General features: G+C 51.7%; 9 protein-coding genes. 2 read left to right on the forward strand and 7 right to left on the reverse strand.

All coding sequences use genetic code 11. The features are described from left to right. Positions 1 to 12 precede the first annotated feature (12 nt). The 4 genes from ACO0LM_RS15465 to ACO0LM_RS15480 form a co-directional block, all read right to left on the reverse strand. Positions 13 to 2733 (reverse strand): pectinesterase family protein, encoded by a 2721-nt coding sequence (locus tag ACO0LM_RS15465; protein WP_423038167.1) that lies wholly within the window; start codon positions 2731 to 2733, stop codon positions 13 to 15. Further along, the gene (locus tag ACO0LM_RS15470) at positions 2730 to 3602 is read right to left on the reverse strand and encodes a rhamnogalacturonan acetylesterase (RefSeq protein ID WP_423038168.1); all 873 of its coding nucleotides are present in this window, start codon (positions 3600 to 3602) and stop codon (positions 2730 to 2732) included. Before ACO0LM_RS15470 ends, ACO0LM_RS15465 begins: the two co-directional genes overlap by 4 nt. A 352-nt stretch (positions 3603 to 3954) precedes the next feature. Further along, complete coding sequence (locus ACO0LM_RS15475; RefSeq protein WP_423038169.1) at positions 3955 to 6648, reverse strand: TonB-dependent receptor; 2694 nt, start codon at positions 6646 to 6648, stop codon at positions 3955 to 3957. A gap of 209 nt (positions 6649 to 6857) precedes the next feature. Further along, entirely contained in the window at positions 6858 to 7556 is a 699-nt protein-coding gene (locus tag ACO0LM_RS15480; RefSeq protein ID WP_423038170.1) for a FadR/GntR family transcriptional regulator, read from the reverse strand. 632 nt (positions 7557 to 8188) lie between these two features. Between ACO0LM_RS15480 and garD the strand changes: the two genes are divergently transcribed. Together garD and ACO0LM_RS15490 are read left to right on the forward strand one after the other, a co-directional pair. After that, complete coding sequence (garD, locus tag ACO0LM_RS15485) at positions 8189 to 9751, forward strand: galactarate dehydratase (protein WP_423038171.1); 1563 nt, start codon at positions 8189 to 8191, stop codon at positions 9749 to 9751. 101 nt (positions 9752 to 9852) lie between these two features. Next, positions 9853 to 10674, forward strand: coding sequence for an NAD-dependent epimerase/dehydratase family protein (locus ACO0LM_RS15490; RefSeq protein ID WP_422984247.1), 822 nt, complete (start codon positions 9853 to 9855; stop codon positions 10672 to 10674). Between the two features lie 48 nt (positions 10675 to 10722). On the opposite strand, the gene ACO0LM_RS15495 is transcribed toward ACO0LM_RS15490, so the two are convergent. Genes ACO0LM_RS15495 through pncB form a run of 3 tightly spaced genes read right to left on the reverse strand, consistent with a single transcriptional unit; the run spans position 10723 to position 14708 of the window. Continuing rightward, positions 10723 to 11754 (reverse strand): bifunctional nicotinamide-nucleotide adenylyltransferase/Nudix hydroxylase, encoded by a 1032-nt coding sequence (locus ACO0LM_RS15495; RefSeq protein ID WP_423038172.1) that lies wholly within the window; start codon positions 11752 to 11754, stop codon positions 10723 to 10725. A gap of 27 nt (positions 11755 to 11781) precedes the next feature. After that, positions 11782 to 13491 carry an NAD+ synthase gene (locus tag ACO0LM_RS15500; RefSeq protein ID WP_423038173.1) on the reverse strand — a complete coding sequence of 570 codons (1710 nt, stop codon included), beginning with the start codon at positions 13489 to 13491 and terminating at the stop codon, positions 11782 to 11784. Between the two features lie 26 nt (positions 13492 to 13517). Further along, on the reverse strand, positions 13518 to 14708 hold the full coding sequence (gene pncB, locus ACO0LM_RS15505; protein ID WP_423038174.1) for a nicotinate phosphoribosyltransferase: 1191 nt from the start codon (positions 14706 to 14708) through the stop codon (positions 13518 to 13520). Positions 14709 to 14768: the final 60 nt, after the last annotated feature.

Genomic DNA, 14768 nt, shown 5'->3' on the forward strand with positions numbered 1-14768 from the left:
TACTCGCCAGGCTCATTCATCGGTATTATTCAATTCTGCGAGGAACACGCGGCTCGGCGTCATCGGTCCGGCATAGCCCAGTTGCTTGACTGGATCTATCTTGCTGGCCTGCAGATTCGCCCAATAGTCATCTGAAGAATACTGGGCGGGGCGATAAGGCAAAGTGCCATACTTATTCCAGTCAGACCAGGGTTGCAATGGATTGATGTGGGCACCAATGACAGAATTCATGACCACCATTTTGCCGACTGATTCCAGCGTTTTTTTGGTGATAGTGCCGTTCGGTGCTACATATACGTCGACCTGTCCGAGCTGGCAGTCATAACCAGCAACTGGCACTACGCCATACGGTGTGCAACGTTCGTTATGGAACCACTGACGCGCCAGGTGAAATTTACCTGCCAGGGAATTGGCGCTGCCATCATGGGTAAAGCGGCAGTGATCAAAGACAAAGCCATATCTGGAATTGATATTGGTACTGGGTGCGGCCATATAGGCATTCCCACGATCCCCCAGCGCCTTGATTTCAGACTGGTAGAAATACGCCGTCGCATCACCGAAAATGAAATCGACATCGCCTTCCACATACGCATGATTAAAGAAATACCTGGCAGTCTCACCACCGGCACCTGATTTCATGTACAGGGTATCCTGGAAGCCCAGCATGCGCACGCCATCGAAATGTGTTTTATCTGCACCATCAAGCATGACTGCCAGCGCCTGGTGATGCACCATCTGCGTCTGCGCATAGACACCGGCATCAGGGCAGGCACCAGCCGGACAATCCGCCCGTGCATTGCCTGTGTCTTTGTTGTAGGCATTTTCTATGGTCAGATTCTTTGCTTCGAAACCTCGGCTCTTGACCCACAATACACCAGTACCAAACGTACCAAGCGCTGGCCGGTCTTTCAGGCTTTCATACATGGCGGTAATGCTGGCATGGGTCTTATTGAACTGGCTGGTAAAGCGTGACTGATAGACGGCACCTGTCAGCGCTGCATCCAGGTTGGCGCTGATTTTGGTCTTTGCCGCATCCGTACCATAAAGGGTAATGGGGCTATCTGTGGCTGGAACATAGACCAGCTCACGATACATGCCCGGTTTGATCAGGATATAAATGCGCTTGCCCTTGTCGGCTTTTTTCTCGATATCAGCCATCGCACGGCTGACGGCATCCTGTACACGGTTGAATACATGTACGTCATCGGCCTTGGTACTGGCATCAACCACATAGTCAGGCAGCAAATCAGGGTTGGCAGCAATCGGCGATGACAAGGGATCCCAGGGGGCGATCTGTTCATTGCCAGGTGTACCGGCATATTTTAATACCTCGGCATAAGAAAATTGCCGGGCTGCCGTCGCATCCAGTTGAGGTCGTTTAACTGTCACGACATGGTCAGGGAAAGCAGCAAATGCCTGTTCGCATTGTTTGGAATTAACCGATTCTGCATTGAAGCCAGATTGTGCCGCATCTGCGGTCTTGCCCGATGCGTCGTTCAACAACTGCACATGTTCACGCTGTATGGTACTGCTAGCATCAATCACCACGTCCTGCAAACGCACGGCCATGGGGTGACCCGCATCATAGCCTTGCAGGATGATACGGCCCGCTGTCAATACCTGCACATGTTCCAGCTTGATGTCCTTGTACTGGGGTATCTGCGATCCTTTGGCGTCTTTGCCGTAGTGGGTATCAAAATCTATCGGCGCCTTGACATTGCGGATGCAGACATTGCGATAACTGATATTCTGCACCAGCCCGCCGCGCGATATATCACTCTTGATACGCAAGCCGGAAGTCGTACCATCCATACTCAGGTTATCCACCAGCACGTTACTGACGCCGCCATTGGTTTCGCTGCCTATGGACATGCCGTGGCCAGAATAGAAATGGTTATTGCGTATGGTGATGTTTTCCGTCGGGCCATTATTACCCGCCTTGATGGCGACATTGTCGTCACCGGTACGAATATAACTGTTGGCAATGGTAATGTTGCGCGAAGAAATCGGGTCTATACCATCCGTATTTCTGGCATTGGCGGGTGTATCAATATGCACGCCCCACGCAGTAAAGCCATTCACCTGATTCAGCGTCACATGAAAATTAGGCGAGTTCCGGAGCGTGATGCGATGCAGGGTGAAATTGTCAGATTGATTCACTTCCAGCAGCCTGGGGACATTCTGGCGGTTGTTTTCTTTTTGCGCACGACGGGCAATCTGCCACCAGGATTCTTCCTTGCCCGCGATGCGCTCACCGCCCTGTCCATCAATCACGCCATCACCATACATGCCGCTACCCTGGGTGCGCTCAGCGGTGATAAATGGCTTGCATCCCCTGCCCTTGTCATCATTCGTGCCGCAAGTACCGTTTCCCCGGTCAAAATCCTTAGGATTGGTCGACGTATAGAGAGTGACATCGGCATCCAGCAAAATGGAAACACCACTGCGTAATTGCAAGGCACCAGACAGGAAGGCAGCTTTGCCATTGCGACTGATCAGCCTGACAGCCTGGCCAGATTGGCAGGTATCGATGGCGACTTGCAGGCGACCGGTATCCGGTGCGCGGGCGTCTGTTGATTCTGCTTTGCCGGATTCAAGCTGGGCTGGCACAACGCTGCAAATAGCCGGGGCTTGTGGTTCTTTTACCTGACGACTGTCCTGGGCACCGGCAGACACGGCATGCAGCGCCATCAGGGCAGCAGATACAACTGGCAAGGTTTTCAAGAGATTCATGGACGTGCTTCCTTGGCGACTTTGGTTTCCAGAGCCGGTACTGCTTGCAACAACTCGGTCAGGGCGATGGCAGAAAATTGCGCTGCGCCTTTGCTACCCAGATGCGTGCGATCAAACAAGGGACGGGCCGCACCGGCACGTTCAGTTTTGACGATGTCTGCACTGGGCGCGCCCGCTGGTGCTGGTGCTGATGCTGATGCTGGAGTTGGGGCTGCTGCAGGATCAGCGGCAGGCGGTGGCGGTGGTGCCATTGCCAGGGTGTCGGCCTCGGCTTGCCCCATGGCTTGTACCGAACGGTAGCTGCCTGCATTCAAGTCCAGCACTGGCACATGCTTGTTGGCGGCGACGGCCATGCTGGCTTCTGCCCATGGCCTGAGGTCGTTTTGTAACTGGGTGCCTTTGAAACTGCGGCGTGTCAGCGGCGTCACCAGGATGGCTTGCGCACCAGCGGCCTGCAAGTCATCCACATAACGTGCGATATTTACCGGGAATTCTGTCACCAGATCGGTAGAGCGACCAGGTTTGCCAGGTTGGTCGTTATGACCAAACTGTATCAACACGAAAGTCTGGCTAAATTGTTCGCGGTTTTTCAACAAATTCTGTACTACATCCCATGATCCTTCTGCCCGGTAACTGCTGGAACTACGTCCCCCCTTGGCAAGATTCAGACAAGTGACTTCGGGTTTGAAGCGTTTGCAAAACGCATCGCCGTAGCCGCTATTCGGTGCCATGGTGGAATCGCCGACCAGGATAATACGCACCGGTTTGTCCGCATTGCTGGCACTATCCGCGGTTGCGGCAGTACTGTATGCACCCAATACCAGGGCACTGATCGCGGTCAATATGAGGGAACGGGGAAACAGTTTCATATCATTCTCTATGTCGGTAAAATAAAAAAAGGGGACTGCACGCATACCCCTGTCATCAGTATCGGATCAGTTAAGCAGGTCGTGCCTGGCTATGGCGGATGCAGGGCTGCACGGCGCTTTTTCAATCATTGGCGTATTCGGGGATTCTTGTTTGCGGTATCGCAAAGACTGGACAAACTGTTGGATGAGGTAAGTGTCAGGCTTGCTGCTCACTGCCAGGACGGCGGTCGCAGGTACTGCTGGTAAAAACTGCCTGCGCTGGCTCTGCTTCAGATATAGCGCATTGTTCAAACGGGTGTTTCGCATTATCGCTCCACACCCCCCACGCGCTAACGTGGGGGGGAACTCTTTTTTAGAAGTTATAAGTCATGCGTGCATTGAACGCGCGACCTATTGGACTAGCTGCACTGCTCAGGTAACTATAGGTGTAACCGCTATGGTTAGTGATAGGTGGTCTTGCATTGGCCAGATTGGTGATACCGGCTGACAATGTCAGGTTTTTGAAACCACGGTAGCTTGCTGTCCAGTTCCATACCTGGTACGGCTCGATATCACGGAAATATTCAGCTGCAATCAGGTTTTGATCATGATAACCAGTGTTGTAGTTCTGCGTCAGTTGTGAAGTCCAGTTACCTTGGCTCCAGGACATGGTCAGTGTGTGTTTCCAGCGGAAAGTAATGATAGGCAAGCTGCTGGTTGTACCATTACTGGCCACACCGAAACGACCCACATTGGAAGTATAGACACCGTCTTTTTCCAGCTGGTTATCAAACTGTGTCAGGTAAGTACCGTTCAGTTCAAACTTGAAATTACCGACTGCTGTTTTAGGAATCGAATACGCCAGGCCAAGGTCAATACCGGAGGCTTTTTGGCCGCCCAGATTCATGGTGATGTTTTTGATGTAAGCCAGGGAACCATCTGGATTACGTACAAACAGATCAGCATATTTGGTTGGGTTCAGGAAGTACACTTGTTCTGGCAAGTTAGCCAGCATGTCCTTCATTTCGATATGCCAGTAATCAGCAGATACGGTCAGGTTTTGTACTGGTTCTGTGACGACGCCCAGAGTGAAGCCGCGGGATTTTTCCGGGATCAGATCAGGGTTGCTACCAGTCTGACGTGGCAAGGCAACATTACAGACAGTGGCCGCTACCAGGCCAGGCAAAGCCTTGCCTGTACCAGCTACACCAGGTGTGCCGCCTGGGCATTGTACCGGGTCATCCCATTTTGCAGCCGTAGTGGCATTCGCACCTGCTACGCGATAGCCATAACGGTCAAACAGTGTCGGTGCGCGGAAACCGGTGTTGGCAGAACCACGGAACATCAAGGATTTCATAGGCTGATAGCGGAAGCTGGCCTTAGGATTGATGGTATTGCCAAAATCACTGAAATGATCGTCACGTACCGCCACGTTGAAGTTCAATTCCTTGGTGACTGGGATTTCCATCTCGGCATACGCCGCCGCTACATTACGTGCACCTTGGCCGTGTGAGGGGCCAGAAGCAGCATACGTGACGATAGAGGTGATGTCCGTCTTGGTATCTTCTGTGGTATCACGATGGAAGTCAGTACCCAACGCCAATGTCAAAGGACCACCGCCAAGTGTCATCAATTCCGTCGTAGCCGTCAGATCCACACCAGTGTAGGTACTGATGGAGTGACGATTCAATGCGCCATCAACCGAGATACTCTTCAGATAAGCTTTACCTGCGGCATCTTGCAGGCCGAAAGGATTCAGTGAGCCATTCGCCAGGCCGGTCAGCAAGCCTGGGCCATTCACATAACCGGATTCATAGTAACCGTCACGCTGGCTATTACCATAGACAAAACCGAGTTTGTAATCCCAGCTGCCAATGCGGCCTTCGTCATTCACGCTGACGCGCTGATTGACTTGTACATCCTTGGTAATAGCTTCGGCAAGATCGGCGACACTCCAGGTGACTGTCAGTGGTTCACCTTTCAAACCGGTTACCGCAGGTACACCACCGCTACCACCTGGATACCATTTACTGGTGGATGGCAACAAGGCAGTAACGCCATTGGCTGCCAAGCTGGTAGTTGGATTTTTTGTACCGAGGATGTATTCCTGACCGCGCATGTAATCCACTGTCAGGATATGGTCATCAGTAAATTTCTTGGTGCCTTTGGCATAGAAAGTAACCTGTTCATTACCGTACAACGCTGTACCATAATAAGCGGCATTCAGGATACAGGTATTTTTTGCGCCTTGAATACTGTAAGGCCCCTGGCAACCAGCTGCATAGTAAGGATTGGCAGCAGTCTTGTTGGTCGCTGTCGTGAAGTTGGCTGGCATGGAAAAGCCACCGCTACCCAGGGTAGGGGCGCGACCTATGCTGGTCAGGATCTCTGTTGTGCTGAGGTCGGCACGGTCAGAAGCCAACAAGCGGGCGCGGCGATGTGCATCAATAGTTGCATACAAATTCCAGCCATCTTTTTGCAGATCACCGACACCCACAGTGGCGCTCAGGCGTTGCTCGTCACCACCGCCGCTTTGTTGCGGTTTGACATACTGTGCCGAAATAGTATTGCCGACTACGGTACGCTTGGTGATGAAGTTGACCACGCCACCGATCGCATCGGAACCATATATGGAGGATGCACCGTCACGCAGGATTTCCACCCTGGCGATCGCACTCATAGGGATCACGTCCAGATTGGCATAACCGTCAGCAATCGCTTCATTCGCCAGGCGACGGCCATTCAACAGCACCAGCGTACGATTGACACCCAAACCACGCAGGTTGATATTGGTACCGGAACCGGCGTTGGACGGTGCCAGCGAGCTGGATTCTGGCAGGGACATCATCAAATCTGCCAAGGTGGTCATGCCACGTTTTTCCAGTTCTTCACCCGTCACCATAGTGACAGGCAAGGATGCTTCTGATGCCAGGCGCTTGATGGATGAACCTGTTACTTCCACCCTTTGTACATCTTCTGCATGTGCCTGGCTGACCACCGTCAACACCGCCATGGCGATGGACGACAAAACAAATACTGGCCTGTGATTTTTCTTTACGTCTTTCATTTTCTAGTCTCCTCCGGATTTTCACATAAAATTCTTGCCCCCACGTCATGCGTGGGACAATACATGGAGCACCTCGCGTGCCCTGTGCCACTGCGACGAAGATGAGTGCGAAGCACCATCGAGGTCACAGCCGGTCAAAAATTTTTCTAAGAACCTGTTTACGTTCTTACTTCGGCAACAGTCGCAAATGTTAATCTTTGCTTTAGCTGTTATCCGCGCGAGAAAGTTCTTGTCACTCTCTCTAAATGTGCCCGCATCGCCTTTCTGGCCGCTGCAGGATCATGCGAAGCAATCGCTTCCAGAATATTTCTGTGATCTGTCAGCGTTTGCTGGCGTAATTCTTCTGTTTGAAAGTGCTCCTTTAATTTGTGCCACAGCCGGCCCCGTTGACTCCACAGGTATTCAATCGTACCAACCAGCGCACTATTGCCGGTCGCCCTGGCTATGGACAGGTGAAAGTTCCTGTCCGCGTTTTCATTACTTGAGTAATTGGCGTGGTGCTTTTCCATTTCCAGCACCGCCTTCAAAATATCGTCTATTGCTGCATCTGTTGCGACCCGTGCTGCGATGGCGGCTATCTCTGCCTCGATCAACCTGCGCGCCGACAGCACTTCAAACGGACCCGGACCCACTTCAGGCAAATCCGGCTGCTCCTCTGGCAACTCACTGACATACACACCAGAGCCGCCACGTACTTCGATTACTCCACCCAACTCAAGTGCGATCAATGCTTCCCGCAAAGAGGCACGGCTGACACTCAATTTTGTTGCCAGATCACGCTCAGACGGCAGGCGCTCTCCAGGCAAAATACTTTCCTCTGCAATCAACGCCTGAATCCGGTCTGCCACCACGCGGTAAAGACGCGGTTCGTGGGCTACAGATTCGCCGTGCGAATAATTTTTTTTCATCTTGTCTACATCAGGAAAATATGAACAGCCTATGAAAAAGCAATTCGGTCAGGCCATTCTAATGTGGTCAGACCAAATATGCAATGTGGACTAGCCAAAATTTTTATTTGGTGGCATACTCGCCACAGTTGCCCAGGCAAGAACCGAGCGCACACCGGCTTCTCTCGACTTGAAAACCAGTACTTCTTCTCTATGTCTCATAGGTAAAGTGTGATTTTTAAGAGAAGCGAAAGGCGCTATGAGGCGGTAGCAAGCCGGGCAAAAAAAAGATCAAAATTGTCGTATTTTGGTTAGACCAAATGTTGTAAAGAAATGATTTTCAGCTAAGAACGTGTTTGCGATCTGTCGCGAGCGAGTGTCAGCGGGGGTGAAGAACCGCGCAAAAAGCGGAATGTACTCAAGACCATGAGCATTTTGAGCAGCGCATGAGCCCCGTGTGGACTCAGATTGCGCTCGTGCAGTAAGATCGAAAACAGGTTCTAAAGAAGATATGTAAAAAAAACAGGCGGGACTGAAGCAAAATTGTCCCTGCAAGGCTCGGCAATGAAGACAGCGCGACCAGGAGTTGCAAGGCAACTGGGACGGTTTTACGTAATACCTATAAGACTAAAAGCAAGTAAGAAGGGAAAAAAATGAGTACATCCACCCCCAAGCCGCCACTCTATATACGCATGCATGACAACGACAACGTTGCGATTGTTGCCAACGACGGCGGATTACTTGCCAATACGGTTTTCCCCAGCGGTCTGCAACTTCTCGAAAATGTACCGCAGGGCCATAAAGTAGCATTGACGGATATCGCAGAAGGCCAATCCATCCTGCGCTACAACGTAACGATAGGTTTTGCGGTAAAGGCAATACCAAAAGGCAGCTGGGTTGAAGAATCACTGATACGCATGCCGGACGCCAGACAACTGGTGGATTTGCCCATCGCCAACCGTCCTGCCCCAAAAACCGAACCGCTGGAAGGCTATACCTTCCTGGGTTATAAAAATGCCGATGGCAGTGTAGGCACCCGCAATATCCTGGCCATTACCACCACTGTGCAATGCGTGGCCGGTGTGGTTGAGCATGCAGTCAAACGCATCAAGGATGAATTGCTGCCAAAGTTTCCGAATGTCGATGACGTCGTCGGCCTTGAACATACCTATGGTTGTGGCGTGGCGATTGATGCGCCCAATGCCGCCATCCCTATCCGCACCGTGCGCAACATCAGCCTGAACCCGAATTTTGGTGGCCAGGCCATGGTGGTCAGCCTGGGTTGCGAAAAACTGCAACCTACCAGACTTTTCCCCAAGGGCAGCATCCCCATACAAAGCAACAATAACGGTGGTGAACCTGCACTGGTCTGCCTGCAAGATCAAGTGCATGTCGGCTTCCAGAGCATGATCGCATCGATCATGACGACGGCGGAAACGCAACTGACAGAACTGAACAAACGCCGCCGCGAACCCTGCCCTGCTGCCGATCTTGTGGTGGGTGTGCAGTGTGGTGGCAGCGACGCGTTTTCTGGCGTAACAGCCAATCCAGCAGTAGGTTTTGCGACTGATTTGCTGGTCAGAGCGGGTGCCAGTGTGATGTTTTCTGAAGTCACCGAAGTGCGTGATGGCATTGATCAACTGACTTCCCGCGCCGCCAATGCGGATGTGGCAGCCGCCATGATCAAGGAAATGGAATGGTATGACGAATACCTGAAGCGTGGCGGTGTTGATCGTAGCGCCAACACCACGCCCGGCAATAAAAAAGGTGGCTTGTCGAATATCGTTGAAAAAGCCATGGGTTCCATCGTCAAATCTGGTACGGCCCCGATATCCGGTGTCTTGTCTCCAGGCGAAAAGCTCAAGCAAAAAGGCCTGATTTACGCCGCCACGCCAGCCAGCGATTTCATCTGCGGTACCTTGCAACTGGCTGCCGGCATGAACCTGCATGTATTCACCACCGGCCGTGGCACACCGTATGGTCTGGCCGCAGTCCCGGTCATCAAGGTAGCCACCCGGGATGACCTGGCACGACGCTGGCATGACCTGATGGACATCAACGCCGGCAAGATTGCCAGTGGCGAAGCCACCATAGAACAGATAGGCTGGGAATTATTTCATATGATGCTTGACGTTGCCAGTGGTAAAAAAACCTGGGCCGAGCACTGGAAATTGCATAATGCGCTGGTGCTGTTCAACCCGGCACCGATTACCTGATCGCCCGGCATTCCTTGTATACTTAATGACGTCTCGCAATACAGCTTTTGCATCACAGCTCTGCATCACAGATTATTTTTTGAAAATTTGAAGGAAGTTTCATGAATTCTACATCCTCGGAAAAACCATTTAACCGCATCTTGCTGACTGGTGCAGCAGGTGGACTGGGTCAGGTATTGCGAGACAGGATCAAGGCCTGGGCCAATGTGGTACGTCTTAGCGATATCAGCGACATGGGCGAAGCCAGGGAAGGTGAAGAGATTGTTCGTTGTGATCTGGCAGACAAAGCTGCCGTGCTGGCACTGATGCAGGATGTGGATGTGGTCTTGCATTTCGGCGGTATTTCTACCGAAGCCGATTTCGAATCCATCATGCATGCCAATATCCAGGGCACCTACAATATTTACGAAGCCGTGCACAAGTGCAAGGTCAAACGCGTGATTTTCGCCAGTTCCAATCATGCCGTCGGTTTTTACCGCACCACTGACCATATTGACGCCGACATGCCCACCAGGCCAGATGGCATGTATGGCATCAGCAAATGCTTTGGCGAATCCCTGTCACGTTATTACTACGACCGCTTTGGCATAGAAACCGTCTGCATACGCATAGGTTCATCCTTCCCGGTGCCGACCACACGCCGCATGCTGGTGACGTACTTCAGCTACGATGATTTGTTTGAAATGTTGCGCTGCTCGGTCTTCGCACAACGGGTAGGCCATACTATCAGCTTTGGTGTATCAGATAATCCTGGCAAATGGTGGGACAACAGAAAAGCCGCCCATCTTGGCTATAAAGCCAAAGACAATTCTACCCAGTTCAATCACCTGTTCCCTGAAACTGGCGAATATCCGCCTGCAGACGACATCACCACCATTTATCAGGGTGGTGGATTTTTGCTGACTGGCCCGCAATACAAATAAGCCAGACATACAAGTTAAACAGTTCAGGCAGGTTTATCCTGCCTTTTTTTATTTGGCCGTCAACAGTAAGAATTGATCGAGGATGTGGAAGTGGTCGTCGAAGAACAATTCTTCCATGCCTTCCAGTTTATCGATGGCGACCCAGGCGGCCTGGGCGGCATCATCTGCCGCGTGAATGTCGGGCAGGTGTTCGGTCTGCAAATCAAAGAAATGCGCATGGGTGATGGTGCGGCCACGCAGGCTGCGGCCCGGATGATCAAAGACTTTGACATCGACCAAAGAATGTTCCAGCGTGGATGCCAGTACCGCCAGATTGGTTTCTTCAAACAATTCGCGTATCGCGCCCTGGAATAGACGTTCATTCTGATCAAGAAAGCCGCCCGGCAAGGCCCATAAACCTTTGCCAGGAAAACCGCCACGCTGCACCAGCAAGATATGGCCAGCAGCCTTGACTACCGCATCCACGGTCACAAACATGGGCGCATAGGGCGCGGTCTTCCACGCAGCCTGATAGGCGAGTAGCTGAGTATGCTCTTTCACCAGCGCCGCATAATGTGGCAAGATGCTCCAGGCTTTCAGATACTGACGTATGCTCAAAGGCAGGTAGTGGGCAATCACATCAAGAGAGACACGCATGTCTTCTGCCTCAAACAGAACACGCCGGATGACGGTGGCATCAATCGCCAGCAATTGTTCCGCCGCGACCAGTTGCCATTGCGGGAAGCGATTCAGATAATAGCTGGATGCATCCTTGAAATGACCTATCAGTGCGACCCGCTTTGCATGGGGAAAGTACTGTGCCACTTTGCCCCTGACTGCAGCGGCCCAGCGCATATCGTCATAGTAATCACGCACTGCGATATACGACACCCTGTCGCGTTCGGACTGGGACAGAGTGGCATTGATCATATCTGCCCTTTCTTGCCAGGTGAACGGGTTCTTGGTACTGCGTGCATGGAAGGAAGAACCGAGTACGATCACCACTTCTTCCGCGGTTTCCAGTGCCAGTTGCAAGAGCGTGGCATGGCCATTATGGAATGGCTGGAAGCGTCCTATCAATACCGCAACATCGATTTGCATGGTTAACTTCTTAAAATACGGTTCAGGTTAATCTAAATTGCTGTACTTGGCCGCGATCGGCATTTGACGGCCACTGCCAAATGCCCTGGCACGCACACGTATGATAGGCGGCGCCTGACGGCGCTTGTATTCATTGCGTGCGACCATGCCCAGTATGCGGCTCAGGCTCTTCACGCCGGCTTCTGTCTGCTGTAATTGCTCTACAAAGCGCTGGGCCCTGGCAAATTCATGCGCTGGCAAGCGTTTGCCTTCTATATGCCATTTCAACATTTCATCCAGCTCTTCATAGGGCGGCAAGCTGTCCGTATCAAGCTGATCCGGTGCCAGCTCGGCTGACGGCGGCTTGATCAATACATCCTGCGGAATGATTTCACGCCCGGCCACCTGATTGATATGCTGCGACAAGGCATATACTTCCGTCTTGTACAGATCACCAATCAATCCCAGGCCGCCATTGGTATCACCATACAGGGTACAGTAACCGACCGATATTTCGCTCTTGTTGCCGGTGGTCAGCAAGAGTGCGCCAAAGGCATTAGAATATTCCATCAAGATGGTACCGCGTATGCGTGCCTGCAAATTTTCTTGCGTCAGCCCTTTTAAAGGCTCTGCAAATGCCTGCTGAAAACCCTGGGCATATTGTTCGACCAGACTCAATATCGGATGCGTCAATAATTTGACTTGCAGGTTGTCGCACAGCTTGACAGAATCAGAGACAGAACCCGTGCTGGAATAGGCGGAAGGCATGGTGATGGCAATCACGTTTTCTGCGCCCAATGCCTGTACCGCCAACGCAATGGTAAGTGCAGAATCAATGCCACCGGATGAACCCACCACGACTTGTGTGAAACCACAACGACGCGCATAGTCTTGCAGACCCAGGACGATCTGGCGGCGTGTGAATTCTGGTACGGACAACCCTGTATTGTCGGGTTTATCCAGGGCCTTGCCATCGATACCGGTGAACTGATCAGCATCAAATCCCAGCAATTGAAAATCTTCTTCAAAACGGGCCGCTTCAAAAACCAGGCCTTGCCCCGGGGTAACGGCAAATGAAGCGCCATCAAACACCAGTTGATCCTGGCCACCAACCTGATTCACATACAACAACGCTAATGCATGATGTGCCGCTGCCTTGGCAAACATCGCATGCCTTTGCTGGCGCTTGCCTATGTCAGACGGGCTGGCATTGATACTGATCACCAGATCGACCTTGGCTGCTGTCAGGGCATTGAAAGGGTTGACCTGATAATCCTGTTCGTCATCGTTCCAGCCATCTTCACAGACCATGAAGCCCAGCTTGTGCCCTGCGATATCCAGCGTGCAGGCAACTTCCTGGCCGGGTTCAAAATGACGGCGCTCATCAAAAATACCGTAGGTGGGCAACAACTGCTTATAGTACTCGGCAAGGATTTCGCCATTGCGTATCACCAGCAAGGAATTGTGCAAGGCTTTGCCCTGCCCCTTGTTTTTGCGTACCGTTCCTATCACGCTGACCAGGGCGGGATAATCCCTGGAAGCTTGCATGATGTTGCTCAATGCCTGTTCAGCCTTGAGCAAAAAGGTACTGTCTTCCAGCAAGTCGCCCGGGTAATAGCCACAAACACAGAGTTCGCTAAATACAGCAAGGTCAGCATTCGCTGCCGCCGCTTGTTGCATGTGGCTGATGATGGCAGTGGTATTGCCGGCGAAATCACCCACCGTATAATTCAATTGTGCAATTGCCAGTTTCAACATATTGATCGTCCTGAATTCAACCTGGTTCAAATAAGGGGATGGTGAAAAACCTGACGCAGATAAGCGAGGAAGGTTTCATCAGTACACAATGTCTTGCCAGCCGAATCGGATAGCTTGGCAACCGGCTGGCCATTGCAGGACTTGAGCTTCATGACAATATTCAGCGCCTTGATGCCGGTGTCATTCGTCAGATTGGTGCCTATGCCAAAGCCTGTCATGGTACGGTCCGCAAAGTGCCTGTACAACTTGAATGCTGTTGCCAGATCCAGTCCGTCGGAAAACACCAGGCGCTTGGTATGGGTGTCGATACGTAGTTTCGCATAGTGCGCCAAGGCCTTCTCACCCCAAACAACCGGGTCACCAGAGTCGTGACGCAAGCCATCAAACAATTTGGCAAAGTACAAATCGAAATCAGCCAGAAAGGCATCCATGCCGACCACGTCGGTCAGGGCGGTACCGAGATCACCACGGTATTCCTGCACCCAGTCTTCCAGCGCGGCTTTCTGAAAGTCACGCAGACGTACGCCAAAGGATTGATAAGATTGCAGGTATTCATGGGCCATCGTCCCTATCGGTACCAGCTTGTATTTCTTGGCCAGATAGACATTCGATGTGCCTTTAAAAAATTCTGGCACTTCACGCGCCAGTGTGGCCACTACCTCTTCATGCCAGGTACCAGAAAAACGCCTGCGCAAACCAAAATCAAAAAATTCAAAAGCATGGGCCCTGGCGGCTTCTTTGCCAAAAGAGCGCAATTGTTCTATCTTGGCGGCGAGCCTGCTTCTGGCTTCCGTCAGGGTTTGTTCAGTCTGCAAACGACGGAAATATAATTCATTGACGATATGCAGCACATAAATTTCAAAGCCCATGACATGCACTTGCGGGCCGGTGGCCACAATTTCCAGCGTATCGCCCTGGGTGCTGACACGAATGAATTTGCGCTGAAAATGGAATACCGTCAGGAAGTCAGTGAAGTCGCTTTTGATGAAGCGCAGCGAACGTAGGTAATCAAGTTCATCTTCATTAAAATTCAGAGCACACAAGTGATCCAGCTCGCGCTCTACATCTGCCTTTAATTCGGCCAGCGGATAAGCGGGGGTGTTACGACAGACGAAAGCATATTCTGTCTGTGCATTTGGATGGCTATGCAATAAAGCCTGCCACATGGTGAATTTATACAAGTCCGTTTCTAGCAAGCTTTGTACTACGGGTTTCATATTCTTCTCTATCTCAATATCGTCTTTGGCGATGCTGCTGTGTACCACATTGAAAGCTGT

It is taken from the genome of Undibacterium sp. Di26W, assembly GCF_049340265.1.
Lineage (GTDB): Bacteria > Pseudomonadota > Gammaproteobacteria > Burkholderiales > Burkholderiaceae_D > Undibacterium.